The sequence below is a fragment of the Mesorhizobium sp. NPDC059025 genome (genome assembly GCF_042739655.1).
Classification (GTDB): Bacteria; Pseudomonadota; Alphaproteobacteria; order Rhizobiales; family Rhizobiaceae; genus Mesorhizobium.
This window is the reverse complement of the sequence record NZ_JBHYIM010000008.1, coordinates 163,132-189,240: the sequence shown is the minus strand read 5'-3', so window position 1 is coordinate 189,240 and position 26,109 is coordinate 163,132. Positions and strand designations below refer to the sequence as shown.

General features: G+C 63.4%; 25 protein-coding genes. 17 read left to right on the top strand and 8 right to left on the bottom strand.

Annotation, left to right across the window (positions count from 1 at the left end; translation table 11 throughout):
- Window positions 1-65 precede the first annotated feature (65 nt).
- Entirely contained in the window at window positions 66-560 is a 495-nt protein-coding gene (locus ACFWYE_RS20215; protein ID WP_379113820.1) for an Lrp/AsnC family transcriptional regulator, read from the bottom strand.
- 100 nt (window positions 561-660) lie between these two features.
- Between ACFWYE_RS20215 and ACFWYE_RS20210 the strand changes: the two genes are divergently transcribed.
- Together ACFWYE_RS20210 and ACFWYE_RS20205 are read left to right on the top strand one after the other, a co-directional pair.
- Entirely contained in the window at window positions 661-1,866 is a 1,206-nt protein-coding gene (locus ACFWYE_RS20210; protein ID WP_379113818.1) for a diaminopropionate ammonia-lyase, read from the top strand.
- Complete coding sequence (locus tag ACFWYE_RS20205) at window positions 1,863-3,023, top strand: M20 aminoacylase family protein (protein ID WP_379113816.1); 1,161 nt, start codon at window positions 1,863-1,865, stop codon at window positions 3,021-3,023. The genes ACFWYE_RS20210 and ACFWYE_RS20205 overlap by 4 nt, the downstream gene beginning before the upstream one ends.
- 43 nt (window positions 3,024-3,066) lie before the next feature.
- On the opposite strand, the gene ACFWYE_RS20200 is transcribed toward ACFWYE_RS20205, so the two are convergent.
- From ACFWYE_RS20200 to ACFWYE_RS20190, 3 genes are read right to left on the bottom strand one after another with little or no spacing between them, the layout of a single operon-like run.
- Window positions 3,067-3,858 carry a sugar isomerase domain-containing protein gene (locus tag ACFWYE_RS20200; protein WP_379062338.1) on the bottom strand — a complete coding sequence of 264 codons (792 nt, stop codon included), beginning with the start codon at window positions 3,856-3,858 and terminating at the stop codon, window positions 3,067-3,069.
- A 20-nt stretch (window positions 3,859-3,878) separates the two neighbouring features.
- Window positions 3,879-4,649: a GntR family transcriptional regulator gene (locus ACFWYE_RS20195; RefSeq protein WP_379062336.1), complete on the bottom strand. Its 771-nt coding sequence runs from the start codon at window positions 4,647-4,649 to the stop codon at window positions 3,879-3,881.
- Window positions 4,646-5,521, bottom strand: coding sequence for an ROK family protein (locus tag ACFWYE_RS20190; protein ID WP_379113814.1), 876 nt, complete (start codon window positions 5,519-5,521; stop codon window positions 4,646-4,648). Before ACFWYE_RS20190 ends, ACFWYE_RS20195 begins: the two co-directional genes overlap by 4 nt.
- A 374-nt stretch (window positions 5,522-5,895) precedes the next feature.
- Here ACFWYE_RS20190 and ACFWYE_RS20185 point away from each other — a divergent pair, with 374 nt between their 5' ends.
- From ACFWYE_RS20185 to ACFWYE_RS20165, 5 genes are all read left to right on the top strand, one after another.
- Window positions 5,896-7,188, top strand: coding sequence for an ABC transporter substrate-binding protein (locus ACFWYE_RS20185; protein ID WP_379113813.1), 1,293 nt, complete (start codon window positions 5,896-5,898; stop codon window positions 7,186-7,188).
- 43 nt (window positions 7,189-7,231) lie between these two features.
- Window positions 7,232-8,122: a carbohydrate ABC transporter permease gene (locus ACFWYE_RS20180; RefSeq protein WP_379113811.1), complete on the top strand. Its 891-nt coding sequence runs from the start codon at window positions 7,232-7,234 to the stop codon at window positions 8,120-8,122.
- A complete protein-coding gene (locus tag ACFWYE_RS20175; RefSeq protein WP_379113809.1) occupies window positions 8,119-8,988 on the top strand; it encodes a carbohydrate ABC transporter permease in 870 nt (289 codons plus the stop codon). Before ACFWYE_RS20180 ends, ACFWYE_RS20175 begins: the two co-directional genes overlap by 4 nt.
- Before the next feature lie 196 nt (window positions 8,989-9,184).
- A complete protein-coding gene (locus tag ACFWYE_RS20170) occupies window positions 9,185-10,924 on the top strand; it encodes an ABC transporter permease (RefSeq protein ID WP_379113807.1) in 1,740 nt (579 codons plus the stop codon).
- Between the two features lie 23 nt (window positions 10,925-10,947).
- A complete protein-coding gene (locus ACFWYE_RS20165) occupies window positions 10,948-12,258 on the top strand; it encodes an AAA-associated domain-containing protein (protein WP_379062324.1) in 1,311 nt (436 codons plus the stop codon).
- Window positions 12,259-12,273: 15 nt separating this feature from the next.
- On the opposite strand, the gene uppP is transcribed toward ACFWYE_RS20165, so the two are convergent.
- The 3 genes from uppP to hemN all read right to left on the bottom strand — a co-directional run bounded on the left by uppP (window position 12,274) and on the right by hemN (window position 15,205).
- On the bottom strand, window positions 12,274-13,146 hold the full coding sequence (gene uppP / locus ACFWYE_RS20160) for an undecaprenyl-diphosphatase UppP (protein WP_379113805.1): 873 nt from the start codon (window positions 13,144-13,146) through the stop codon (window positions 12,274-12,276).
- Between the two features lie 117 nt (window positions 13,147-13,263).
- Complete coding sequence (locus ACFWYE_RS20155) at window positions 13,264-13,791, bottom strand: DedA family protein (RefSeq protein ID WP_379062320.1); 528 nt, start codon at window positions 13,789-13,791, stop codon at window positions 13,264-13,266.
- A gap of 67 nt (window positions 13,792-13,858) precedes the next feature.
- Window positions 13,859-15,205, bottom strand: a complete 1,347-nt coding sequence (gene hemN, locus ACFWYE_RS20150) for an oxygen-independent coproporphyrinogen III oxidase (protein WP_379113949.1) — start codon at window positions 15,203-15,205, stop codon at window positions 13,859-13,861.
- A 164-nt stretch (window positions 15,206-15,369) separates the two neighbouring features.
- Between hemN and ACFWYE_RS20145 the strand changes: the two genes are divergently transcribed.
- On the top strand, window positions 15,370-16,098 hold the full coding sequence (locus tag ACFWYE_RS20145) for a Crp/Fnr family transcriptional regulator (RefSeq protein WP_379113803.1): 729 nt from the start codon (window positions 15,370-15,372) through the stop codon (window positions 16,096-16,098).
- 11 nt (window positions 16,099-16,109) lie between these two features.
- On the opposite strand, the gene ACFWYE_RS20140 is transcribed toward ACFWYE_RS20145, so the two are convergent.
- Window positions 16,110-16,691, bottom strand: a complete 582-nt coding sequence (locus tag ACFWYE_RS20140) for a hemerythrin domain-containing protein (RefSeq protein ID WP_379113801.1) — start codon at window positions 16,689-16,691, stop codon at window positions 16,110-16,112.
- Between the two features lie 89 nt (window positions 16,692-16,780).
- Between ACFWYE_RS20140 and ccoN the strand changes: the two genes are divergently transcribed.
- From ccoN to ACFWYE_RS20095, 9 genes are all read left to right on the top strand, one after another.
- On the top strand, window positions 16,781-18,391 hold the full coding sequence (gene ccoN / locus ACFWYE_RS20135) for a cytochrome-c oxidase, cbb3-type subunit I (protein WP_379113799.1): 1,611 nt from the start codon (window positions 16,781-16,783) through the stop codon (window positions 18,389-18,391).
- A gap of 10 nt (window positions 18,392-18,401) precedes the next feature.
- Window positions 18,402-19,133, top strand: a complete 732-nt coding sequence (gene ccoO, locus ACFWYE_RS20130; protein ID WP_379113797.1) for a cytochrome-c oxidase, cbb3-type subunit II — start codon at window positions 18,402-18,404, stop codon at window positions 19,131-19,133.
- A gap of 12 nt (window positions 19,134-19,145) precedes the next feature.
- Window positions 19,146-19,304 (top strand): cbb3-type cytochrome c oxidase subunit 3, encoded by a 159-nt coding sequence (locus tag ACFWYE_RS20125; RefSeq protein ID WP_129410980.1) that lies wholly within the window; start codon window positions 19,146-19,148, stop codon window positions 19,302-19,304.
- Window positions 19,301-20,164, top strand: coding sequence for a cytochrome-c oxidase, cbb3-type subunit III (gene ccoP, locus ACFWYE_RS20120; RefSeq protein ID WP_379113795.1), 864 nt, complete (start codon window positions 19,301-19,303; stop codon window positions 20,162-20,164). Before ACFWYE_RS20125 ends, ccoP begins: the two co-directional genes overlap by 4 nt.
- A gap of 160 nt (window positions 20,165-20,324) precedes the next feature.
- Window positions 20,325-21,884 (top strand): cytochrome c oxidase accessory protein CcoG, encoded by a 1,560-nt coding sequence (ccoG, locus tag ACFWYE_RS20115; protein WP_379113793.1) that lies wholly within the window; start codon window positions 20,325-20,327, stop codon window positions 21,882-21,884.
- Window positions 21,881-22,378 (top strand): FixH family protein, encoded by a 498-nt coding sequence (locus ACFWYE_RS20110; RefSeq protein WP_379113792.1) that lies wholly within the window; start codon window positions 21,881-21,883, stop codon window positions 22,376-22,378. Before ccoG ends, ACFWYE_RS20110 begins: the two co-directional genes overlap by 4 nt.
- Window positions 22,375-24,636: a heavy metal translocating P-type ATPase gene (locus ACFWYE_RS20105; protein WP_379113791.1), complete on the top strand. Its 2,262-nt coding sequence runs from the start codon at window positions 22,375-22,377 to the stop codon at window positions 24,634-24,636. Before ACFWYE_RS20110 ends, ACFWYE_RS20105 begins: the two co-directional genes overlap by 4 nt.
- On the top strand, window positions 24,633-24,788 hold the full coding sequence (gene ccoS, locus ACFWYE_RS20100; RefSeq protein WP_379062300.1) for a cbb3-type cytochrome oxidase assembly protein CcoS: 156 nt from the start codon (window positions 24,633-24,635) through the stop codon (window positions 24,786-24,788). Before ACFWYE_RS20105 ends, ccoS begins: the two co-directional genes overlap by 4 nt.
- A 197-nt stretch (window positions 24,789-24,985) precedes the next feature.
- Window positions 24,986-26,029: an isopenicillin N synthase family dioxygenase gene (locus ACFWYE_RS20095; protein WP_379113790.1), complete on the top strand. Its 1,044-nt coding sequence runs from the start codon at window positions 24,986-24,988 to the stop codon at window positions 26,027-26,029.
- The last annotated feature ends 80 nt before the right edge of the window (window positions 26,030-26,109 follow it).

Genomic DNA, 26,109 nt, shown 5'->3' with positions numbered 1-26,109 from the left:
TTGCAGCTTCACTTTGCGTATCTTTTACCCAGGCAATTTTGCGCGGCAGGGGCAATGGTCTCGGTCTACGCCCTTGCGGGCTCCGTCAACGGCACCGTGAGGCCGACCTTGACGCGGTCCATTGCGACAAAGGTCCGGAATTTCTTGACGTTGTTGTTGGAGAAAAACAGCCGCCGCGTCAGCGCTTCGTAGTCGGCCATGGTGCCCACGACGATGATCAGGATGAAATCCGCTTCGCCGGTCACATAGTAGCACTGCTGCACTTCCGGCGCGGCGGAGAACTCGCGCTTGGCGACGTCGAGCAGTTCGGCGGTCTCGCTGACCACCTCCACCTCGACGAAGATGGTGATGGCCTGTCCGACCTTGGCGGGATCGACGATGGCGACATTGGCCGCGATTACGCCAGCCTCTTCGAGACGCCGGATACGGCGCTGTACGGCGGGAGCCGACAGGTTGACCGCTTCGCCGACCAGCCGCTGCGGCGTGGTGTTGTCCTTCTGCAGGATGGCGAGGATCGCCAGGTCGAAACTGTCGAGTTCGATTGCCGGTTTCGCCACCATGCTGCCTCGTGAAACAAACTTGCGCGGATCTTGGCGGAATACAGCGCAATTTGCACCTGCGATGCAATACATCTTCGCTGATGACGCGAAAGAGGTGCAGATGTTCCTGATCAACCCCCATCCGGACCATAATAAGCCCCTGCTTCCGGCCGATGCCGGGGTTCTCGGCGCCGCCGGCGCGCACGAGGTGGGGCGCTTCCTGGAGTTCAGGGGGAGTGCTGCTGCCACGCCGCTCGTGGCCTTGCCCAGGTTGGCGGACGTATTGGGTGTCGGATCGATCCATGTGAAGGACGAGGGACAGCGTCTCGGTCTCGGCAGTTTCAAGGCGCTCGGCGGCGCCTATGCGGTGATCCGGCTTGTGCTGGAAGAAGCCGCCCGCCATTTCGAATGTGATGTCGACTTTGCCGATCTCGATCGGCCCAGCGTGCGCGCCGTTGCCGCCAAAATGACCTTTGCCTGCGCCACCGACGGCAATCATGGCCGCTCCGTCGCGCAGGGTGCGCAGCTTGTCGGTGCACGATCCGTTATCTTCGTGCACGGCGGTGTCAGCGACGAACGGGTCGCTGCGATCGCCCGCTTCGGCGCCGAGATGATCCGGGTCCGCGGCACCTATGATGAGACCGTGGCAGAGGCCGCGCGTGTCGCGGAGCGCGAAGGCTGGTCGATCGTGTCGGATACGTCATGGCCTGGCTATGAACGCATCCCCGGCCTTGTGATGCAGGGCTATACGGCCATAGCCCATGAGGCTTTGAGCCAGCTCGACAGGCCGCCGACCCATGTCTTCGTGCAGGCCGGCGTTGGCGGCATCGCCGCGGCGCTGGCGGGGCACTTCGCCGAGACGCTTGCAAGTGACTGCCCGACTTTCGTGGTGGTCGAGCCGGCCCGCGCGGCCTGCATCCTGGAGACCGCCCGTACCGGTCGCGTGACCAGGATCGAGCACGGCGAGCCGACCGTGATGGCGATGCTGGAATGTTATGAGCCCTCCCTGGTTGCCTGGCGCGTGCTGTCGCGTCTCGCCGACGCCTTCATGACGGTGGAGGAAGACGACGCCATTGCAGCTATGAGGCGCCTGGCCTTGCCCGCGGGTCATGACCCGGCGATCGTCTCCGGCGAAAGCGGCTGTGTCGGCCTCGCCGGGCTGACCCGGGCGCTGGCCGAGCCCGAGTTGAAGGCGGCACTGAAGCTCGACGCCTCCTCCCGCATCCTTCTAGTCAATACCGAGGGCGCAACCGATCCCGGCCTCTACGAATTGCTGGTCGGTGCAGATCCGGCTGTCGTCGGCGCCAATGAGGTAATGCCCGCATGATCGAAACGGCTTTGCTGGAACGTGAGATGACGGCGTGGCGGCGAGACCTGCACGCACACCCGGAATTCGGCTTCGAGGAAAAGCGCACCGCCGCCTTCGTTGCCGCGAAGCTGCGCGAATTCGGTCTCGACGATGTCACCGAAGGCGTTGGTGGCACTGGAGTTGTTGGCACGCTGAGACGCGGCTCGAGCAACCGTGCCATTGCGCTGCGCGCCGATATGGACGCTCTGCGCATCACCGAGCAGGGAAGCGCCGACTACCGGTCGCAGAACCAGGGCGTCATGCATACCTGTGGCCACGACGGCCATACCACCATGCTGCTCGGCGCGGCCAGACGACTGGCGGAGGAGGGCGGTTTCGACGGCACCGTTCGTTTCGTCTTCCAGCCAGCGGAAGAGTGGGGCAGAGGCGCGCTCGCCATGCTGGATGACGGCCTGATGTCGCGCTTTCCGTTCGAGGAGATCTACGGCCTGCACAACATGCCGGGGCTGCCGGTCGGTCACTTCGAAACACGCGTTGGCTCGTTCATGTCGGCCGAGGACAATTTCGAGATCGTGCTCAAGGGCGTCGGTGGCCATGCAGCCCGGCCGCATTGGGGCAATGAGGTGCTGGTCGCCGCCTGCGCGCTCGTCACCAACCTGCAGACGATCGTGTCGCGACGCCTCAGCCCGACCGATATCGGCGTCGTCTCGGTGACCGAGCTGATCACCGACGGCACGCGCAATGCGTTGCCCGGCCTTGCCCGGATTCTCGGCGATGCCCGCAGCTTCCGTCCCGAGGTCAGCGCCGAGATCGAGCGGCAGATGCGCATCATCGCCGAGGGCACGGCACTCGCCCACAATGTCGGTGCAGAAATCATCTACACGCGCGAATTCGTGCCGTTGGTGAATGATGCCGCGCTGGTCGAGGAGGCTTTTGCCGCCGCGGCGACGGTTTTCAAGCCGGAGGCGATCGCAACCGCAAAAGAGCCGATGACCGGCTCGGAAGACTTCGCCAGGTTCCTCGAGCATGTCCCGGGTTGTTTCGTCTTCGTCGGCAATGGCGAGAACTCGGCGCCGCTGCACAATCCGACCTTCGACTTCAACGATGCGGCTCTGCTGCATGGGACCGGCTTTCACGTCGCCATCACCCGGCGCCGTTTGCCTGAACGGCAATAGCCCGAAAAGGAAAAGGCCGGCGAGGCCGGCCTTTTTTATCCGGTCACTCGCCGCGCATGGTGGCCTGGAAAGTCGGCAGATGTTTCTTCTGCGCTTCCAGCATGCGTTCGCGATAGACGCCGTAGATCACGTCGGTGTCGTGCAGCGTCACGCCCGCGATCGTCGGCGAGGCGAAGACCGGCAGCTCGACGCCGCGCTTCGACAGCTGGTCGGCCGTGCGGGCGATCAGCTCATGCGCCATGATCATGGCCAGCACCGTCGACGAGCCGGAAACCGGGCGGCTCCAGCCCTCCACCGGCACGATGGCGTCCTCGATCGGCGAGCAGGTGTCGATCACCAGGTCTGCTGCATCGGCGAGCCGCATGCCGGAGGAATGCGTGGCTGGCTTGTCGAGATTGTTTTTCGAGGTGATCGCCACCACGAAGATGCCGCGCTTCTTGGCATAGATCGCGGTGTCGATGCCCGAGGCGTTGCGGCCGCTGTGGCCGAAGATGATGATCGAGTCGCCCTTGTTGAGCGGCTGGTGGTCGAGGAATTTCTCGGCATATTTTTCCGTGCGCTCCAGCCAGAGCAGTTCGCGCACGCCACCGGCGCCAAGTACGTTGTTCCACATCACGCGCGGGTCTGTCAGCGGGTTGAAGCCGACATAGGAACCGTAGCGCGGAAAAACTTCCTGGCAGGGCAGCACGGAGTGGCCGGAACCGTAGAGGTGGATGAGCCCGCCATTCTGCAGGGAGTCGGCAAAGCGGCTCGCCGCCTGCTCGAAGCCTTCGGCATTTTCCTTCGACGCCTTCTCGATGAGGGCGGCGAGGCGGGGAATATAGAAATCGGACACTTGGATACTCCTGCTTGGTGTCAGCTTCGGGTGTTGGGGGCAACGCGGCCGGCGCGCAGCGTCGAGCGGATCTCGTACCGGTCGCCGCGCATGACCGAGACGGTGAATTCGAAGGGACCACGCTCGTCGATGCTCACGCGTTCCACGATGAAGGCGGGCGTGCCGGCGGCCAGTCCGAGCAGATCGGCGTCTGCGACCGGCACCGTGCCGACGCGGTAACTCTCACGCGCTTCCATCGCCACGATACCGTAGCGGCGCTCCAGTGCTTCGTAGAGCGAGCCCTGTAGCAGCCCGGAATCGAGGAAGCCTGGCACGCGTGCACCTGCAAGCTGCGCCGTCTGGATACCGATCGGCTCGTTGTTGCCGAGCCTGAGCCGCCTGATGCGCACCACCGGGTCGCCTTCATCGATCTCAAGCGCCGCGGCCGCGGCCGCATCCGCCGTGGTCAGGCTGCAATCCAGCAGCCGCGATCCGGCGACGACGCCGATATTGCCCATCTCCTGGGTGAAGCTGGTCAGTTCACGCGTGCCGGCGACCAGCGTGGTCGAGCGCACGAAGGTGCCGCGCCCGTGCTCGCGGCGCAGCAGCCCGGTTTCTTCCAGGTTGCGCAAGGCGTGGCGCAGCGTGATGCGACTGACCCCGAACATCGCGCATAGCCGATCCTCGGCCGGGATCTGGTCCCCCGTTGCCCACTCGCCGCTCTTGATGATGGCGCGGATCGCTTGCTCGACCTGGAACCACAGCGGTTCGGGGCGACGGCGATCGGGTTGCGGAAAGCTGGCTTCGGTCATCGTATCTGCCTCCATCCTGCTCCGGCGGCGCCTGCAAGCGCTGCACCGACAAGGCCGGCGCGCGACCCGAAGGCGCCGGGCCTGATGTTGATCTGGCGAAGGTGTGGCGGCAAATGGCGCTGCAGTGCGGCGAGCAATGGCGGCTTCATCACATCGAGCGCATCCGCGATGCCGCCGGAAATCAGGGCTGCCTGCGGGTTGAGCAGGGCGACCGCGCCGGCCAGGGCCGTGCCGAGGCTTCGCATCGGTGTTCCAAGTGCGGCCATCGCATCGCCATTGCCCGAACGCGCCTCGGCGATCAGGGCGGCGCCGTTTTCCAGGCTCAGTTCCTGCGCTGCGATATCCAGCGCGCGGCCCGAAGCTGAACGTTCGAGCCAGCCGCTGCGGTCTTCGCCGATATCGCTGGTGTCGGCGCAGGCCCAGCCGAAGGAGCAGGCACCGCCTTGCGCCCCGGCGACGATGCGCCCGCCGGCCAGAACGGCCGAACCGATGCCGGTACCGATGGCAAGCAGCAGCGCATCGCTCAGCGATCGGGCGCCACCTTCGACGGCCTCCGCCAGCATGGCGATCTGCGCGTCATTGCCGACCGCGACCGTGAGGTCAGGGAACAGTTTCTGCAGGTCCTGCCCGTCGAGATAGGGGAGATTGGGTATCCAGCGACAGGCCGTGCCTTCGACGAGGCCTGGCATCGCAAGGCCGATTGCAGTGATCTCGCCGGCCTCATCGACAAGCGCGCCGAGACGAGCCCGAAAATCTTCCAATGTCGAAGGTGCGGCCTCATGCGTCAGCATCTGCAGAGCCGCAATGTCGCCGCTATGCATGCCCGCGCGCAGATTGGTGCCGCCAAGGTCGATGGCCAGGACGCGCGTCATGGCTTGCGGTGCCTCGCGGCCGTTGGTGCCAACATTTCGGCCCAGCTGTGACGGTGAATTGAAAGCATGTGTCTTGCGATCTCTCGCACTCCGCCGTTTCCGGCCTGCACGGTTTTCCTCGAAGGCTCAAATTCATTATAACGACATAAGCGAAATCGCAAGACAACCCACATCGGATTTTTCGGACTATGCGAGGAGTGCTCGCAAGATTTGGTCAAGGAAAACTGATTTTGCTAGAGAAATGCGCGGAATCTGGTCGATTTTGCGAGCCGGATGGGCTGCCGAGAGGTAGTTGAAGGCAAGTTATCGCTTGCGCTGTCGCTTTAAGTTGTCATAACGTCATGCCTGCCTTGACGGACAATGGGAGGGAGTGAATGTCTTTGGCCTGGACTTCGAAACTGGTTTTGGCGACGGGGCTGGCGTTTCTGCCCGGTTCGGCCTGGGCCGAGGCGGTGAACATCTCCTACCTGACCCATTGGTCGCCAGAGACCGTTACGCTGCTGGAGAATGCGGCGAAGGAATATTCCAAGACCCACCCTGATGTGACGGTCACGGTGCGTGCGGTGCCGTTCGGCGATCTTTTGACCACGCTACGCTCGCAGAGCGGCGGTTCCGACGGCGCGACCATCGGCGGCATCTACGACCTGTGGCTGCCGGAACTGGCGCGCGACAAGCTGGTTGCGCCGGCGCCGGAAGCGGTGGCTGCCGAGGTCAAGGGCGCCTGGCCGGCCGGCGTCGTCAGCGCCGCCTCGGTCGACGGTGCGCTCTACGGCATCCCGAATGAGATCGACGTCTATGCGTTGAACTACAACAAGGACCTGTTCAAGCAGGCAGGCATTGCAGCGGCACCGAAGACCTGGGACGAATTCCGCGAGGCCGCGAAGAAACTGACGAAGAAGGATGCCGGCCAGCAGGGTTTCGGCATGATCAATTCCTGGGCGGCGGGTGTGGTTCATCCTTTCGCTTCGCTGCTGGTCTCCAATGGTGGCGAACTCGTCGCCGACGGCAAGCCGGTGCTGGACAGCAAGCAGGCAGGCGAGACGTTCGAATTCTATGAGGGCCTGATCAAGGACGGTTCCAGCGATCCATCGATGGCCACCGCCGACGCCAACACCACCGGCCCGTTCCTCGACAATTTCGTATCGGGCAAGACCGGCATGATCATCATGGCCAACTGGTGGGAAAGCGCGCTGAAGACCGGCATGGGCGACAAGTTCGCCAACATCGCCACAGCGCCGATCCCTGTCGGGCCTGGCGGCGACAAGCCGCATTCGATTTCCTATTCCTGGATGACCGTGGTCAACGCCAAGGCCGGCGAGGCCGAGCAGAAGGCGGCCTGGGATTTCCTGGCCTGGCTGAACGGTGCGAAATCTGGCCAGAATGGTGCCTCGGCCATGTCCGACATCCTGATGTCGATGGGCATCCTGCCGTCGCGCAGCTCCGACATCGAGGCGCACAAGGACAAGCTCGGCACGGAATTCCTCGCCGGCTATGTCAGCGTCCTCGCCGACGCCAGACCGTTCCCCGTCGTCCCGGGCGGACAGGAGTTCTCGGAGTCGCTGCAGCAGACACTGGAAGCGCTGCAGTTTGGCCAGATTTCCGCCAAGGAGGCACAGGCGAAGGCGCAGGCCGACGCGATTTCCATTCTGGAACGCGCTGCCAAGTAGTGGCAGCCTGTTCTGACTTATACCGGCTTTCGGAAGGCTATCGATGACCAATGGCTATCGCGCTTCGGCGGGCATCATGCTTTCGCCCGCCGTGACGCTGATCGGTGTTTTCATCCTGCTGCCGATGCTTTTGACGGTCTGGCTGTCGTTCAACGACTGGTCGACGCAGACGCCTTTTTCGGAAGCCCGCTTTGTCGGAACGGCCAATTTCCAGGATATCTTCGGGTCGACATCCGTCGGCCGCGATTTCAAGGGCGCTTTGGTCAACACGGCGATCTATACCGCCCTGTCGGTCGCCATCATCCTGCCGCTGTCGGTCCTGTTCGGCCTGCTGGTCCATCAGCGTGATGTTGGTGGCGGCACGCTGCTCAGGACCGTTCTCTTTTCGACCTATATGGTGCCGATGATCGCGGTGGCGCTGGTGTGGTCGAAGCTCTATTCGCCGAGCGAAGGCCCGTTCAACCAGATGCTCGGTCTTGTCGGCATCGGCCCGCAGCCCTGGCTGTCTTCGCCGCGCTCGGCGCTTGTCTCGATCGTGCTGTTGAATGTCTGGCAGCAGGTCGGCTACTTCACCGTGCTTGCCATTGCCGGCCTGACCCAGATTCCCGGCAGCCTCTACGAAGCGGCGACGCTCGACGGCGCCAATCGCGGTGAACAGTTCCGCTTCATCACGCTGCCGCTCTTGCGCCGCACCCTGCTGTTCAGCGCCGTCATCGCCATCATCAACGCCGTGCAGGTATTCGAACCGGTGGCCCTGATCACGCAGGGCGGTCCGGTCGGTTCCACCAATGTGCTGACCTACCATATCCGCCGTGTCGGCATCGAGCGCGCCCAGGGCGGGCTGGGCTCGGCGATGGCGGTGATGCTGATGCTTTCCCTCATTGTCGTGGTCTGCGCGCTGTTTGCATTCATGAACCGGAAGGACGACGAATGAGCACGCCGGCCGGATCGTCGAGTATCTTGCCGCGCAATCGCCCCGCCGGACGCAAGGCGCTGCTCGCCACGCTGATGCTGCTGGTGGCGGTTGCTTCCGCATTCCCGCTGCTGTGGATGGTGCTGTCCAGCCTGAAGACGACGGCCGAAACCATGCAGGTGCCGCCGGTGTGGATTCCGCGCACGCCGACGCTCGATGCCTATGAGAAGGTGGCGGGTGTGGTCAATGTCGGCCGTTCGATGTGGAATTCGCTTGTCATTGCCACCATCACCACGGCCGGCATCCTCGTCACCTCCATGATGGCCGGCTACGCCTTCGCCAAATACAGTTTTCCTGGCCGCACGCTGCTGTTTTCAGCGCTGCTCGCGACCATGTTCCTGCCACCGATCGTCACGCTCATCCCGCTCTATCGCATGGTCGGCTCACTTGGGCTCAATGCCAGCCTGGCCGGCATCATCGTGCCGAACCTCGCCAATGCGTTCGGCATCTTCCTGATGCGCCAGTTCATCGCTGGGGTGCCGGACGACCTGATCGATGCCGCCCGCATGGATGGTGCCTCGGAACTGCTCATCCTGTTCAAGATCGTCGCGCCGACCGTCGCGCCGGCCATCGCGGCACTGGCCCTGTTTGCCTTCGTCTATCACTGGAACAGCTATCTGTGGCCGCTCACCGTGCTGCAGGGCAACGCCGACAGCTATCCGATCGTCATCAGTCTCAGCCGTTTGCTGAGCTACAATCGCGGTGCCATGAACACCGGGCTGGTCATGGCTGGCGCCACACTTGCCGTCTTGCCGCCGCTGATCCTGTTCGTCTTCCTGCAGCGCTTCTTCGTCGACTCGATCGTGAGTTCGGCGGTCAAGGGCTGACAGTCCCGCCAACCGCCTGCTTGCGCTTCGCTTTTTTGAGCTGTTCACGGTTTTGTGTTCGCTTTTCAGCCTCGGCCGGAATCCGCCGTCACAATGCCGACACACGCCTGAAAATAGGACTTGCGCGAAAGCTGTGTCGATGAGACGGAGCCTTCGTCCACAATCATCCATTTCCCCTTCCTGACGGGGGTGCGTCATGCCGGTCCAGAAATACGTTCCGCTGGCCATCCGGCGCTCGGTGCTGCCGAGCGCGTGGGACATCATGGCGCTGCTTCTGGTGGTCGGCGCCATCGTGCTGATCGCCTATGGCGCGGAAGTCACCACCGAGCCGCTGTCGGCGCTCGACGCGAGCCCGCTTTCGCTCGATCCTGCCAATCTGCCGGTTTACGCGCTGCGCACCACGCTGCGCATGCTGCTGGCGATCGTGCTGTCCACGGTCTTCACCTTCATCTATGCCGCCGCCGCGGCGAAAAGCCGGCGTGCCGAGATGGTGCTGGTGCCGATGCTGGACATCCTGCAGTCGGTACCGATCCTCGGCTTCCTCACCTTCACCGTCACCTTCTTCCTCAATCTGTTCCCAGGTTCGGTGCTGGGCGCCGAGCTGGCATCGGTGTTCGCCATCTTCACCAGCCAGGCCTGGAACATGACCTTTTCCATGTACCAGTCGATGCGCAATGCCCCGGCCGACCTGGTGGAGGCCACCCGCAGCTTCCATCTCACCGGCTGGCAGCGTTTCTGGCGCCTCGACGTGCCTTTCGCCATGCCGGGCCTGGTCTGGAACGCCATGATGTCGATGTCGGGCGGCTGGTTCTTCGTGGTCGCGTCGGAGGCGATCACCGTCGGCAACACCACCGTGACCTTGCCGGGCGTCGGCTCCTATGTGGCGCTGGCCATCCAGCAGCAGAACATCGCGGCGATTGTCTATGCGGTGATCACCATGCTGGTTGTCATCATCCTCTATGACCAGTTGCTGTTTCGCCCGCTGGTCGCCTGGGCCGACAAGTTCCGCTTCGAGACAACGGCCTCGGCGGACGCGCCGCAGTCCTGGATGCTGGACCTGCTCCGCCGTTCGCGCCTCGTGCGTGTCCTCGTCACGCCGCTCGCCTGGCTGGCGCGCACGGTGTGGACCTTGCGCCTGCCTGCTATGCCGGCTTTCGGGACCGGCGAGCATGCAAGCGGCGCGGCGCGCTCACGGCTGGCGGACGGGCTCTGGATTGGCCTCATTGCGCTCGGCGCCGCCTATGGCGCCTATGTCAGCATCGGTTATCTCAAAACCAATGTCGGCTGGCTCGACGTCGCCACCGTGCTTGCCGACGCCTTCATCACGCTGGCGCGTGTCATCGTGCTGATGGCGCTGGCGACGTTGTTGTGGGTGCCGGTGGGGGTCTGGATCGGCCTGCGCCCGAAGCTTGCCGAGAAGGTGCAGCCGCTGGTGCAGTTCCTGGCCGCTTTCCCGGCCAACATCGCCTTTCCGGTATTCGTGGTGCTGATCGCACACTACGATCTCAATCCGAACATCTGGCTTAGCCCGCTGATGATCCTGGGCACGCAGTGGTACATCCTGTTCAATGTCATCGCTGGCGCTTCGGCCTTCCCCAGCGACCTCAAGGAAGCGGCGCGCAGCTTCCACATCGCGGGCTGGCGTTGGTGGTTCAAGGTGATCCTGCCCGGGATTTTCCCATATTACGTCACCGGTGCGATCACCGCGTCGGGCGGTTCGTGGAATGCCTCGATCGTTGCCGAGGTGGCAAGCTGGGGCAACGAGCAGCTCACGGCGCGAGGCCTCGGCGCCTACATTTCCAAGGCCACGTCCACCGGCGATTTCCCGCGCGTCGTGCTCGGTATCGTCGTCATGTGCCTGTTCGTCACGCTCTTCAACCGTCTGGTCTGGCGCCCGCTCTATGCCTTTGGCGAGCGCCGGCTGCGTCTTGCGTGAACCATTCCACCAGGAGCCCTGCAATGCTCGATCAAGTCGCCAGGAAGCCGCTCATCGATATCCGCCAGGTCTCGCGATCCTTTCCGAAGGGCAGCGGCAAGGACGTGACGGTGCTGGAAAATGTCGACCTGACCATTCGCGAGGGCGAACTGGTCGGTCTGCTCGGCCGCTCAGGCTCGGGCAAGTCGACGCTGCTGCGCATCATTGCTGGTCTCGTCGCACCATCGTCCGGTGTGGCCGAGTGCAGGGGCTCGGAAATCCAGGGCCCGCCCTCGGGTGTCGCCATGGTGTTCCAGTCCTTTGCGCTGTTTCCCTGGCTCACCGTTCTGCAGAACGTTGAACTTGGCCTGGAGGCTCAGGGCATCGATCGCGCCGAGCGCCGTTCGCGCGCGCTTGCAGCCATCGACCTGATCGGCCTCGACGGCTTCGAGAACGCCTTTCCCAAGGAACTGTCCGGCGGCATGCGCCAGCGTGTCGGCTTCGCGCGCGCGCTGGTGGTGCATCCAGACCTGCTGTTGATGGACGAGCCGTTTTCGGCGCTCGACGTTCTGACAGCCGAAACGCTGCGCACCGACATGATCGATCTGTGGGTGGAAGGCCGCCTGCCGATCAAGTCCGTGCTGATCGTCACCCACAACATCGAGGAGGCGGTGCTGATGTGCGACCGCATCCTCGTGTTTTCCTCGAACCCCGGCCGTGTCGCCCGCGAACTGAAGGTCGATCTGCCGCACCCGCGCAACCGCCTCGACCCGGTCTTTCGGCAATTGGTCGATTCGATCTACGCGATCATGACGCAGCGCGCCGAACCGCGACTGCCTTCGAAGGAAGGCATTCCGGGCGCCGGCATCGGCATGGTGCTGACCCATGTCTCCACCAATGTGCTCGCCGGCCTGATCGAGGCGCTGGCGGCAGCGCCTTATGACGGGCGCGCTGACCTGCCGGTACTGGCGGGTGCCTTGCAGATGGAGGCCGACGAGATCTTCCATCTCGGCGAGACGCTGCAGCTGTTGCGCCTGGCCCAGCTCAGCGAAGGCGACATCGAGCTGACGGATGCCGGCAAGCGTTTCGCCCATATGGAAACGGACGAACGCAAGCGGCTGTTCGCCGAGCACATCTCGGCCTATGTGCCGCTGATCGGCCTGATCCGCAGGGTGCTCGACGAGCGGCCCGCTCACGTCGCGCCCGTGGCGCGCTTCCGCAACGAGCTCGAAGACTACATGACCGAGGACTATGCGGACGAAACGCTGAAAACGGTGATTTCCTGGGCGCGCTACGCCGAGCTCTTCGCCTATGACGAGCACAGCGAACTGTTCAGCCTGGAAAACCCGCAATAGGCAACACTGCCTGGATCATGCCAGCCAGCCCACGGCCGCGCCGATCAGCAGCAGGATGCCGATGGCAGCGCGGTAGAAGACGAACGGCCAGGTCGAGAACCGCTCCAGGAAACGCATCAGCCCCCAGATCGCCGCGAAGGCCGAAAGGCTGGCGATGACGAGACCGAAGAGCAGCACATGCCACGCCTCGGTCGGGATGTGCGCCTTGTGCAGCACCCAGATCTCGTGCAGGCCTGCAAGTGCGATCGCCGGAATGCCGATCAGGAAGGAGAAACGTGCGGCCTCCTCGCGCTTGAGATCGCGGAACAGCGCCGCCGTCAGCGTCGAACCGGATCGCGAGATGCCGGGGATCAGTGCACCCACCTGGGCGACCCCGACGACTAGCGCATCGCGCAGCCGCATCTCCTCGACTGTCCGGCGATGCCTGGCAACATATTCGGCGACACCGAGCAGCACGGCCAATATTACCATCGAGCAACCTATCACCACGATGCCGCGCAGCGGCGAGTCGCAGCGGTTGAGCAGCGGCGACAGCAACAGGCCGCCGATCACGATGGGAATGGTTGCCAGCACGATGCCGACGGCCAGGCGCCAGGTCGGGCTGGCATAGTTGCCGGTACGCAGCGCCGTTACCGTGCCGCCGGCGAGGCCGGTCACGTCGCGCCAGAAATAGCTGACCACAGCCGCCAGTGCGGCGAGCTGCATGGCCGCGGAGAAGGCGGAGCCGGGATCCTGCCAGCCGAGCAGCGCCGGCACGATGCGCATATGCGCCGTCGATGAGATCGGCAGCAATTCGGTGATGCCCTGTACCACGCCGAGCAACGCGACCTTTGCGTAGCCCAGCGTCGCGAAGCCGATATCAACGCCTTCCGAACATGCGTTCGCCATGACGGTCCCTCTCCACGTCCCCACGGTCGCAGATCATCGCGGCCGTTCCGACTCTGTCGCCAGGCAGGCTGGCGGGATTAAGTCACGCCGCGATGAACTTTGCGTGATGACGGAACGTCAAATCCATTCCTGCAGCCATTTGAGGCCGAATGCGCCGGGTGCAAGGATGCCGGCTGCCCAGAGCATCGCCGATGTTACATTGGCGAACTGGAACGCGACCGGCGACATCTCGCAGATTCCGGCCACAAGCGGCATTACGGCGCGAAGCGGTCCGGAGAAGCGGCCGATGAACACGCCAAGCGTACCCCAGCGTTCGAAGAAGCGATGGCCACGCTCGAGCAGGCCCGGGTTGCGCGACAATGGCCAGTAGCGCACCACGTCATGCTTCAGTTTCTGCCCGATCCAGAACGAGAGCCAGTCGCCGAAGAAGGCGCCGATCGCCGCTGCCGCCCACAGTGGCCAGAACGAGATCCCGCTCTCGCCGACCAGGAAGCCGATGCCGAGCAGGATGACGGTGGCCGGCACCAGCAATGAGATGAAGGCGAGGGATTCGCCGAAGGCCAGCGCCATGACGACGAGGAAACCCCATCCCTGGTTGGCCCGGACAAAATCGACGGCGGTTTGGGTCAGTGCCTGAAAATCCATGCTCTGGCCCTAGACGATGTCGCCGGCTTTCGAAACCGGTTTCCGACCAGCGCGCTGGATCAGGTTGTCACACTGCCGCCGAGTGGCGGGCGGTGCCGGTCGCAAGGTAGCTGTCGAAATGCGCCGCGATCGAGCGCACGAAAGGCTTGGCCTGCTCGTCAATGCTGAAATCGCCGCCATAGGCGACGAACCCGCTCGCGGGATCACTGGCGAGGATGTGCGCGTCGCGGAGGATGGGCTTTGCGTCCTCGCCGAACAACGCCAGGAGGTCGGCGCGCGAGAAGGCGTAGTCGCACATCAGCCGCTCGATCACCCAGCCGCGGGCGCGATCCTGCTGCGTCAGGGCGATGCCGCGCACCGTCGCCAGCTCACCTTTCTCGACCAGCTTCTGGTACTCGCCGGTCGCCGGCATGTTCTGGACATAGCCTTGCGGAAGCTGGCCGATCGAGGAAGCACCCAGCCCGATCAGGGCATCGGCGCCATCCACGGTATAGCCTTGGAAATTGCGCTTGAGCGAGCCATCCTCCAGCGCTCGTGCCATGCCATCGTCCGGCCACGCAAAATGGTCCAGTCCGATCGCCACATAGCCGGCGCCGGTTATCATCTCCGCCGCCAGCTGCGATTGGGCAAGGCGTTCAGCGGCGTCGGGCAGGGCGGCTTCATCGATCAGTTTCTGGTGTTTCTTGAACCATGGCACATGCGCATAGCCGAACAGCGCGATGCGGTCGGGACGCAACGACAGCACCTGTTCGGCAGTGCGAGCGACCGTTGTAACCGTCTGGTTCGGCAGGCCGTAAAGCACATCGAGATTGACCGAAGAGACGTCGCGCGCCCTGACGCTTTCAACCACCCAGCGGGTCTGTTCGAAACTCTGCTCGCGGTTGATCGCCCGCTGCACGGTTTGGTCGAAGTCCTGCACGCCGAGGCTGGCCCGGGTCATGCCGATCGCAGCCAGGGCATCGAAACGTGCGTCGTCCATGTCGCTGGGATCTATTTCGACGCTGATTTCCACGTCGGGATGGAACTGGAATGCCTTCCGCAGCGCCGTGTCGACCAGGATCATGTCCTGTGGACTGAGCAGCGTCGGCGAGCCGCCGCCGAAGTGCAGTGCGCTGACTTCGCATTGACCGTCGAGCAGGGCTCCGACCGTCCTGATCTCTCGCCGCAAGGCATCGACATAGCGCCGGACCGGCGCATAGGAGAGCGTCTGTTTCGTGTGGCAGGCGCAGAACCAGCACAGCCGGTCGCAATAGGGAATGTGGGCATAGAGAGACAGCGTGCTGCCGGCAGGCAGTGCCGTCAGCCAGTCGCGATAGGTCTGCGCCGTGACGCCCTGGTGGAAATGCGGTGCCGTCGGGTAGCTGGTATAGCGAGGCACCGGGGTCGAATAACGGTCGAGAAAGATATCCTGCATGGCGGCCTTCGAAATCATCGATTTCTGTTGGCGCTGATCATGTGCCAGACATCAATTCTCCTGCTTGATCCATGTCAATTCACATCGGAGACAAACTGACGCGGGATTTATCGGGCAAGAAGAGCTAAAAGAAAGATGTTAAGCAACGCGGGGGCGCGATTGGCATGAACCTGCGACAGGACGTTCATACCGCAGGGATTCCGGTTCTCTGCCAGGCATGCGAGGCACGCCACCGCGGTGTCTGCGGCGCACTCGACTCCGACCAACTGGTGACGCTCGCCAGGGCTTCGTCCAAGCAGACCATCGAACCGGGTGCGGAACTGGTCGGCGACATGGAGACGGTGGATCATTACTCCAACGTGCTGGCCGGCGTCGTCAAACTCACCAAGACCTTGTCCGATGGCCGCCAGCAGATCGTCGGCCTGCAATTCGCCCCGGATTTCCTCGGCCGTCCGTTCAAGACTGAAAGTGCCGTCAATGCCGAGGCCGCGACCAATGTGTCGCTGTGCAGTTTTCCGAAGGCCGCCATCGAGCGGATGATGAAGCAGAGTCCTGAGTTGGAAAACCGGCTGCTGCGCCAGACGCTGAAGGAGCTCGACGAGGCGCGCGACTGGATGCTGACGCTTGGCCGCAAGACCGCTTCGGAGAAGGTCGCGAGCTTCCTGCTGCTGATCGCCAACCACATCGACCCGACACTGGACGAAGGCGAGGAAAAGGTGACGTTCGACCTGCCGCTGACGCGCGCCGACATCGCCGATTTCCTCGGGCTCACCATCGAGACGGTCTCGCGGCAGTTCACCAAGCTGCGCGCCGACGGCGTCATCAGCATCGAGAACAACCGCCATGTGACCGTCGCCAGGCGGGAACGGCTGGAAGCCCGGGCCGGACACTGAAAGCTGGCAGGTTAGTTTCCAACGATGGCTGGCAATACGTGCTCGCGCTCGAAGGCGATGTGACGCCTCAATGTCTCGAACAATCCCCGCAGCATGAAGCCCAGGGCTTCGGCATTGCCGACGGGTTCGCCGTGTCCCACGGCCAGCAGAATTTCCGTTACTTCGTCAGCGAAGCTTTCGTCTTCGACATGCTCGGCGCGCAGGCGCCGGATTGTCACGCTGGGATTCACCTCTGTTCCCGCGACAGCGAAGGCAGGGAAAATCACATCTTCCTCATAGGCATGCGCCTTGCGCAGCAGTGGGAGCAGCAGGCTGGCAATGTGCAGGCATTCAGCCCGGCACACATCGTTGGGCAAAGCGTCTGCAATTTTCTCCAGCGCCATGCACAGTGCGAGCTTGTCGTCGTGCACACGCTGAATTACCAGCGCCGGATGTTTCGGACGCGTTCGTTCAAGCACCACTGCCCGATGTTTGAGTGACTGACGAGCCGTCACGGTTCTTACAAGCCATTCACGCCGCACAAACGATCCTCCCCGCCTTTTCCAACCGCAAGACTGACCTGTCAGGCTCTGCAGGGCTTTGACCTGGATCAAGGCGGACGCCCTCGCTTTGTCCGAAACGGGGGCAGGAAAGACCGCATGGGGATGTGGTCTCGATGCTGGAAAAGCCGAGGGATCGCTCGATGAGATATGGAGCCGAAATTGCCTGGATGAGCCTGGCGACATTCCTGGCGCTGCTCGGCGCCGGCTTCGCCGCCGACGCTCCGTTCCGAGCGCATATGTGGGTGCTGTTCGCCGTGCTGGCCATCGGCACCATCGTGCTCCTGCGCAATGTCAGCTTCGAGCCGGAGCAGCCTGTCGATCAGTCCGCATACATGGACGGACCCATCCGCTACGGTGCCATTGCGACCGTGTTCTGGGCGCTGGTCGGGCTGCTGGTCGGCGTCGTCATCGCGCTGCAGTTGGCCTTTCCGGATCTCAACCTGGAGCCCTGGTTCAATTTCGGCCGCATGCGGCCATTGCACACCTCGGCGGTCATCTTCGCCTTCGGCGGCAACGCGCTGATCGCGACCTCCTTCTATGTCGTACAGCGCACCTGCCGTGCGCGCCTCTTCGGCGGCAATCTCGCCTGGTACGTGTTCTGGGGCTACCAGCTCTTCATCGTCATGGCGGCCATCGGTTATCTGCTCGGCATCACCCAGAGCCGCGAATACGCCGAGCCGGAATGGTATATCGACCTGTTCCTCACCGTCGTCTGGGTTGCCTATCTCGCTGTCTTCCTTGGCACGATCTTGAAGCGCAAGGAACCACACATCTACGTCGCCAACTGGTTCTATCTGTCCTTCATCGTCACCATCGCGATGCTGCACGTGGTCAACAACCTGGCGGTGCCGGCATCCTTTGTCGGGTCGAAGAGCTATTCGCTGTTTTCCGGCGTGCAGGATGCGCTGACGCAGTGGTGGTACGGCCACAACGCCGTCGGCTTCTTCCTCACCGCCGGCTTCCTCGGCATGATGTATTATTTCATTCCCAAGCAGGTGAACCGGCCGGTCTATTCCTACCGGCTGTCGATCATCCACTTCTGGTCCCTGATCTTCATGTACATCTGGGCCGGACCGCATCACCTGCATTACACCGCGCTGCCCGACTGGGCGCAGACGCTGGGCATGGTGTTCTCGATCATGCTGTGGATGCCTTCCTGGGGCGGCATGATCAACGGGCTGATGACGCTCTCCGGCGCCTGGGACAAGCTGCGCACCGATCCGATCGTGCGCATGATGGTGACGGCGGTGGCGTTCTACGGCATGGCCACCTTCGAAGGGCCGATGATGTCGATCAAGGCCGTCAACTCGCTGTCCCACTACACCGACTGGACCATCGGCCATGTGCATTCAGGCGCTCTCGGCTGGAACGGCCTGATCTCGTTCGGGGCGGTCTATTTCATGGTGCCGCGCTTGTGGAACCGCGAGCGCCTCTATTCGGTGCGCATGGTCAACTGGCACTTCTGGCTGGCGACGCTCGGCATCGTCATCTACGCGGCCTCTATGTGGGTGTCGGGCATCATGCAGGGCCTGATGTGGCGCGAATACGACGAGCAGGGCTTCCTGGTCTATTCCTTCGCCGAGTCCGTCGCCGCCATGCACCCCTACTACGTGATGCGCGCCTTCGGCGGTGCGCTCTACCTGTCGGGCGTGGTGATCATGGCCTGGAACATCTTCATGACCATCCGCGGTCGCCAGCGCGAGGAAGTGCCGACCACCGGCACGACGCCCGCCCTGCAGCCGGCCGCATAGGAGTTCTCACATGGCTTTGATGGACAAACACGCGCTCATCGAGCGCAACGCGACGCTGCTGCTCGTCGGCTCGTTCCTGGTCGTCACCATAGGCGGCATCGTCGAGATCGCGCCGCTGTTTTATCTCGAGAACACCATCGAGAAGGTGGAAGGCATGCGGCCCTACTCGCCGCTAGAGCTGGCGGGTCGCAACATCTACATCCGCGAAGGCTGCTATCTCTGCCACAGCCAGATGATCCGGCCTTTCCGCGACGAGGTCGAGCGTTACGGCCACTACAGCCTGGCGGCGGAGTCCATGTACGATCATCCCTTCCAGTGGGGGTCGAAGCGTACCGGGCCTGACCTTGCCCGCGTCGGCGACCGTTATTCCAACGAATGGCACGTCCAGCATCTCAGCGATCCACGTTCGGTGGTGCCGGAATCGATCATGCCGCGCTACGCCTTCCTGAAGGACGCGCCGCTGTCGCCGAAGGGTTTCTCCACGCAACTCGTCGCCAATGTCGATGTCGGGGTCCCCTACACGCAGGAGATGATCGACAACGCGGAAGCCGATCTGGTCGTCCAGGCCAATCCGAATGCCGACACTTCCGATCTTTCGAAGCGCTATCCGAAAGCCAAGACAGGCGACTTCGACGGCAATCCGCAGAAGGTGACGGAGATGGATGCGCTGGTCGCCTACCTGCAGATGCTCGGCACGCTGGTCGATTTCTCGACCTATGACGAAGCCGCCGGTTACCGCTGACGGAGGCGCGAGATGGAAACCTACACCGCCATGCGCCACTTCGCCGACAGCTGGGGCCTGCTCGGCATGACCGTCTTCTTTGTCGGCGTGGTGCTCTTCACCCTTCGCCCCGGCAGCAGGAAGCATGCCGATGCGGCAGCCAGGATTCCGTTCGAGGACGACAAGCCATGACCGAAAAACACATCGACGAGGTTTCCGGCGTTTCGACCACCGGCCATGAATGGGACGGCATCCGTGAACTCGACAACCCGATGCCACGCTGGTGGCTGTGGACATTCTACGCCACGGTCATCTGGGCGATCGGCTACACCGTCGCCTATCCGGCCTGGCCGCTCCTGACATCCGCGACCAAAGGCGTGCTCGCCTATTCGAGCCGCGGCGAGGTCAAGCAGGAACTGGCCGCCGCCAGCGCCGCCCAGGAAAAATACATCGCTGCGATCAAGGCGAAATCGGTGGATGAGATCGAAGCCGACGGCAGCCTGCGCGATTTCGCCACCGCGGCCGGTGCGGCGACCTTCCGCGTGAATTGCGTGCAGTGCCACGGTTCGGGTGCCCAGGGCTCGCCGGGCTTCCCCAACCTCAATGACGACGAATGGCTGTGGGGCGGTTCGGCCGACCAGATATACAAGACCATCACCCACGGCATCCGCTTCGCCGACGATCCGGACACCCGCACCTCCGAGATGCCTGCCTTCGCGGAAATGCTCACTGTTGGCCAGATCGGCGATGTCAGCGCCTATGTGGCGAGCCTGTCCGGGCCGATCAGCGATCCCGCGAAAATCGAGCCGGGCGCCAAGGTTTTCGCCGAGAATTGCGCGGCCTGCCATGGCGTCAACGCCAAGGGCAACCGCGACCTCGGTGCGCCCGACCTGACCGATGCGATCTGGCTCTACGGTTCCGGCGAGCAGGCAATCGCCCGGCAGGTGAAGGCGCCCAAACACGGTGTCATGCCAGCCTGGGGCGCACGCCTCGGCGACGTCAAGGTCAAGGAGCTCGCAGTCTACGTGCATTCGCTGGGTGGCGGAGAATAACGACGTGCCAAGGGGGTATTCTCCACACGCAGCGACGGGGCCCGTCTCATGGCGGCAGGCCCCGACTTTCCGGAAGTCGCTTGTGTCTTGATCGAGGTCAAGGCGGGCGGCAGTGCTCCCTGCGAGAAAGGGACAAAGAGCAGCAAACAGGCACGTGTTCATGCTGGATGTCGAGACGGTTGAAAGGCTGGATGCGGAGGCGGTCAATTCCGCCAGGGCACGTCAGCCACTCTATGCGGCACGCAGGAAGATCTTTCCCAAACGCGCCTCCGGCCAGTTCCGCCGCTTCAAGTGGATCGTCATGGCGATCACGCTGGGCATCTACTACCTGACGCCATGGTTGCGCTGGCATCGCGGTCCTTATGCGCCTGACCAGGCCGTGCTGGTCGATCTGGCCAATCGCCGGTTCTATTTCTTCTTCATCGAGATATGGCCGCAGGAATTCTTCTTCGTTGCCGGCCTGCTGGTGATGGCGGGCATCGGCCTGTTCCTGATCACCTCGACGGTGGGTCGCGCCTGGTGCGGCTATGCCTGTCCGCAGACCGTCTGGGTCGACCTCTTCCTGGTGGTCGAGCGCGCCGTAGAGGGCGACCGCAATGCCCGCATCAAGCTGGACGGTGCTCCGTGGTCGGCTGGCAAGATCGCGAAGCGCGGCGCCAAGCACACGATCTGGCTGCTCATCGCTGTTGCGACCGGCGGCGCCTGGATCTTCTATTTTGCCGATGCGCCGACGCTGCTTGGCGAGGTGCTGACCGGGCAGGCAGCGGCCATTGCCTACATCACCATCGCTGTGCTGACCGCCACGACCTACATTTTCGGCGGGTTGATGCGCGAGCAGGTCTGCACCTACATGTGCCCGTGGCCGCGCATCCAGGCGGCGATGCTCGACGAGAATTCGCTCACCGTCACCTACAATGACTGGCGTGGCGAGCCGCGCTCGCGCCACGCCAAGAAGGCGCTGGCTGCCGGCGAAACCATCGGCGATTGCGTCGATTGCAACGCCTGTGTCGCCGTCTGTCCGATGGGCATCGATATCCGCGACGGCCAGCAGCTCGAATGCATCACCTGCGCGCTGTGCATCGACGCCTGCGACGGCGTCATGGACAAGATCGGCAAGGAACGTGGCCTGATCGCCTATGCGACGCTGAACGATTACAACGCCAATATGGCGCTCGCGACAGGTAATGGCGTGCACGCCATCGAACCGGCCCTGGTCAGGCAGCCGGGAGGGCGCCTCTCCGACACGGTCGCCCAGTTCCACCTCGGCAAGATCTTCAGGCTGCGTACTTTCATCTACACCGCTGTATGGGCGCTGATCGGTCTTGCCATGCTCTATGCCTTGCTGACGCGCGAACGGTTGCAGCTCAACGTCCTGCATGATCGCAACCCGCAATTCGTGGTGCTTTCGGACGGCGCCATCCGCAATGGCTACACCGTCAAGCTGCTCAACATGATCCCCGAACCGCGCACCATCCGGATCACGCTGGAGGGATTGCAAGGGGGTGCCATGAACGCAGTCGGCACAGAGCAGATGGAAGGCGAAACACTCGCCGTCGAGGTCGAGCCGGATCGGCTGAAATCGGTCAAGATCTATGTGCGGCAGCCGCGCGATCTGGTGCGACCGGGCAGCACGACCTTCCGCTTCGTCGCAAGGGACGCTGGGGGCGCCGAGACTGCCAGCTATGATGCCAATTTCATTGCCCCGGAGGCATCGAGATGAACACACACCGTCGCTCCAACGGTGAATTCACTGGCCGTCACATGCTGATCATCACCCTCACGTTTTTCGGAATCATCATCGCCGTCAACATGACGATGGCCACTCTGGCGCGGTCGAGCTGGACGGGTCTTGTGGTGCAGAACAGCTATGTCGCCAGCCAGCAGTTCAACAGGAAGGCGGAAGCGGGACGCGCGCAGGCGGCACTGCATTGGCAAGGCAGGCTGACGGTTGCTGATGGGGTGATCCGCTACGCGTTGCTTGACGCTGCTGGCAAACCGGTTCTGCCTACCAGCGTGAGGGTGGCATTCCGCCATCCTGCCTCCGACGCCGAGGACCGCACGATCGAACTCACACCAGAACCGGGCGGAGCCTTTGGCGCGCGGCAATCCGTGCGCGATGGTGCCTGGATCGTCGAGGTGGACGCCGAGGTCGGACGTGCCTTGCCTTATCGCCAGGTACAACGCGTCTTCGTCCGCGACGGAGCGATCCAATGAGCTGCTGCGCCTCGGGTGTCGAAGCTGCGCTCGAACTGGACCGCTCTGGCGCTCCATCCGCCGATGAGATCAGGCTGGCCAGCCGTTCGCTCGGCGGCGGCCTGGCGCAGGTCGACTTCGCCCTCCCGGGCGTGCGTTGTGCCGCCTGTATCCGCACCATCGAGACCGCCCTGCAGAAATTGCCGGGCGTGGCTGGCGCGCGCGTGAATCTCTCGACCAAGCGCGTCGCGGTGCGGTTGCACGAAGGGGAACTTCCGCCACTGGTCGCGACGTTGTCCGGGCTTGGTTACGAGGCGCACCTGTTCGATCGCGAAAACGACAGCGGCAAGGACCTGGTGCTGGCCGAGCTGATCCGCGCCGTCGCCATAGCCGGTTTCGCCGCAACCAACATCATGCTGTTGTCTGTCTCGGTCTGGTCCGGTGCGACGGACGCCACGCGCGACCTGTTCCACTGGGTGTCGGCGCTGATCGCCATCCCCGCACTCGTCTTTGCCGGGCGCATCTACTTCCGCTCGGCCTGGAACGCGCTGAGCCATGGCCGCATGAACATGGACGTGCCGATCGCCGTCGGCATCACACTGGCCTATGGCCTCAGCCTCTACGAGACGATCAACCATGGCCCGCACGCCTATTTCGACGCGTCGGTCTCGCTGCTGTTCTTCCTGCTGATCGGCCGCACGCTCGACCATGTCATGCGCGAGAAGGCACGCACCGCTGTCTGCGGCCTGAGGCGGTTGGCCGCACGCGGCGCCACCGTCATCGCTGCCGACGGTACGTTGAGCTATGTGCCGGTCGAGGAGATTGCCGAGGGCGACGCAATCCTCATTGCAGCCGGTGAGCGCGTGCCGGTCGATGCGCTGGTCATGAACGGGGTCTCAGAAGTCGACCGGTCTCTGGTTAGCGGCGAAAGCCAGCCGGAAGCGGTCGAAAAAGGCGCAATGCTACAAGCCGGTACACTGAACCTCACCGGTGCACTGACGCTGGAGGCCACCGCGGCCGCGAAGGATTCCTTCCTGGCCGAGATGGTGCGCCTGATGGAAGCCGCCGAGGGTGGCCGCGCGCTCTACCGCCGCATTGCTGACAGAGCGTCAGCGCTCTATGCGCCCGTGGTGCACCTCACGGCGCTGTTCACCTTCTTTGGCTGGCTGTTCGTTTCGGGCGACTGGCATCGGGCGATCACAATCGCCATTGCCGTACTGATCATCACCTGCCCCTGCGCCCTCGGCCTGGCCGTGCCGATCGTGCAGGTGGTGGCCGCACGCCGCCTGTTCGAGCAGGGCGTGATGGTCAAGGACGGGGCGGCCATGGAACGGCTCGCCGGCATCGACACGATCGTTTTCGACAAGACCGGCACCTTGACGCTCGGCGCACTCAGACTGGTGAACAGCGACCAGATCGCCTCCAGCGACATGGTTGTCGCCGCGCAACTGGCCGCGCATTCCAGGCATCCTGTTGCCCGCGCCATCACGGAAGCCAATCAAGGCACATCGCTCCAGCGCGACCTTCCAGATACGGTTGGCGAAGTGCCCGGCTTCGGACTCGAAGCGTCGATGAACGGTGCCGTCTGGCGCCTTGGCCGGGCGCAATGGGCGCTCGGGGATAGTGGCGATGCGACCGGCACCGTTCTGACATGCGACGGTGTCCTGCGCGCCGATTTTGTCTGCGAGGACAGGTTGCGCGCCGGCGCGGCCGAAACCGTGGCGAAGCTTGCAGCGCAAGGCCTTACCGTTGAGATGCTCACCGGTGACCACGATGCCAATGCAAGAATAGTCGCCGGACGGGCCGGCATCGATACCTATCGTTCCGGAATGCTGCCGGACGAAAAGGTGGCACGCATCGCAGCATTTGCCGCCAATGGCCGCAAGGTCCTGATGGTCGGCGATGGCTTGAATGATGCGCCCGCCCTGGCCGCCGCATATGTCTCGATGGCGCCGGCGACCGCAGCCGACATTGGCCGCAATGCCGCCGACTTCGTCTTCCTGCGCGAGAGCCTCACCGTGATCCCCTTCGCGCTGGACATCTCCCGCAAGGCAGGCCGACTGATCCGGCAGAACCTTGCCTTTGCCATCGCCTACAATTTTGTCGCGGTGCCCATCGCCATCTTCGGCTATGTCACGCCGCTGATCGCAGCGATTGCCATGTCGCTGTCGTCGATCATCGTCATCGCCAATGCCATGCGGCTGGCCGGAGGCCGTTCGGTTGCCGAGAAGGAGCCGCGCATTGCCCAGGCCAGGTTGATCGGGAGGCCGGCACAATGAGCAATCTCGTCGTCCTCATCCCGGTGGCGCTGTTCCTTGGCGGGGCTGGGCTCATCGCATTCCTGTGGGCGCTGCGTAGCGGACAGTATGAGGATCTCGATGGTAGCGCCGAGCGTATCCTCATCGACGAGGAGCGTGCCGACCGGAGCTAGCAGGGCTTGCTGCTTCGGGGCCGCCACCCAACCGCGGCCGGGTTCGCTTGCGGATTTTGTGAGTTTAGCAAAAAATCGCGCCAATTGAACACCTTGGCGCGCGGGATTTTTCGTCTTTCGGTGTCAAAGGGTCGGACGTTTCTTTGATTTTGCCCGTGCCGTTGCCACGCTTAGGGACCTGCCAAGAGGGCCTGAACGTGAGCAAGACGAACGCCATCCAATCCATTCCGGTTCTGGATTTCTCCCTGTTTGAAACCGATCCAACCGCGTTCCTCAGCCAGTTGAAGCGCGCTTCTCGCGATGTCGGCTTCTTCTACCTCTCCGGCCATGGCATTCCGCAAAGCCTGATCGATGATGTGCTGGCATCCTCGCGCCGCTTCTTTGCGCTGCCCGAAGCCGACAAGCTCGAGATCGAAATGGTCAACTCGCCGCATTTCCGCGGCTACAACCGCATTGGCCAGGAACTCACCAAGGGGCAGCGCGACTGGCGAGAGCAGATCGATATCGGTTCCGAAGCAGCGGCCGTTCCATTCGGCAAGGATCAGCCGGCCTGGACCCGGCTGCAGGGGCCGAACCAGTGGCCCGATGCGCTGCCGGAATTGAAACCGATCCTGCTCGAATGGCAGTCCGAACTGACAAGGCTGGCGACGCGTCTGCTCAAGGCCTTCGCTGTGGCGCTGGAGCAGGATCGCGATGTGTTCGAGACCATCTATGGCGGCCAGCCCAACCATCTCATCAAGATCATTCGCTATCCCGGCCGCGACGCCACCGAGAGCGAGCAGGGCGTCGGCGCACACAAGGACAGCGGCTTCCTCACTCTGCTGCTCCAGGAAAAGCAGAAGGGGCTGGAAGTCGAGATCGAGGATGGCCGCTGGATCGAGGCAGAGCCTCGCCAGGGCACTTTTGTCGTCAACATCGGCGAACTGCTGGAATTGGTCACTGATGGCTATCTGAAGGCGACCGTGCATCGTGTCGTGACGCCACCGTCCGGTACCGATCGTCTGTCGGTCGCCTTCTTCCTCGGCGCCCCTTTCGACGCCGAGGTGCCGCTGCTCGACCTGCCTTCGCATCTCAAGGCCCAAGCCGGCGGCATCACGCGTGATCCGCAGAACCCGCTGTTCCGCAATTCGGGTCAGAACACGCTGAAGAGCCGGCTGCGCTCGCATCCGGACGTCGCCGCGCGGCACCACGCGGATCTTGTCGCCGCGCAGGCGCGTGCCGAGGTCGCACCGGCCGCCTGAGTGCCAGACGAGGACAACAGGAGTTGATACGGCCGAACGAGATTTTGGGGGTGGGGCAACACGGACAGACCGGAGGAATC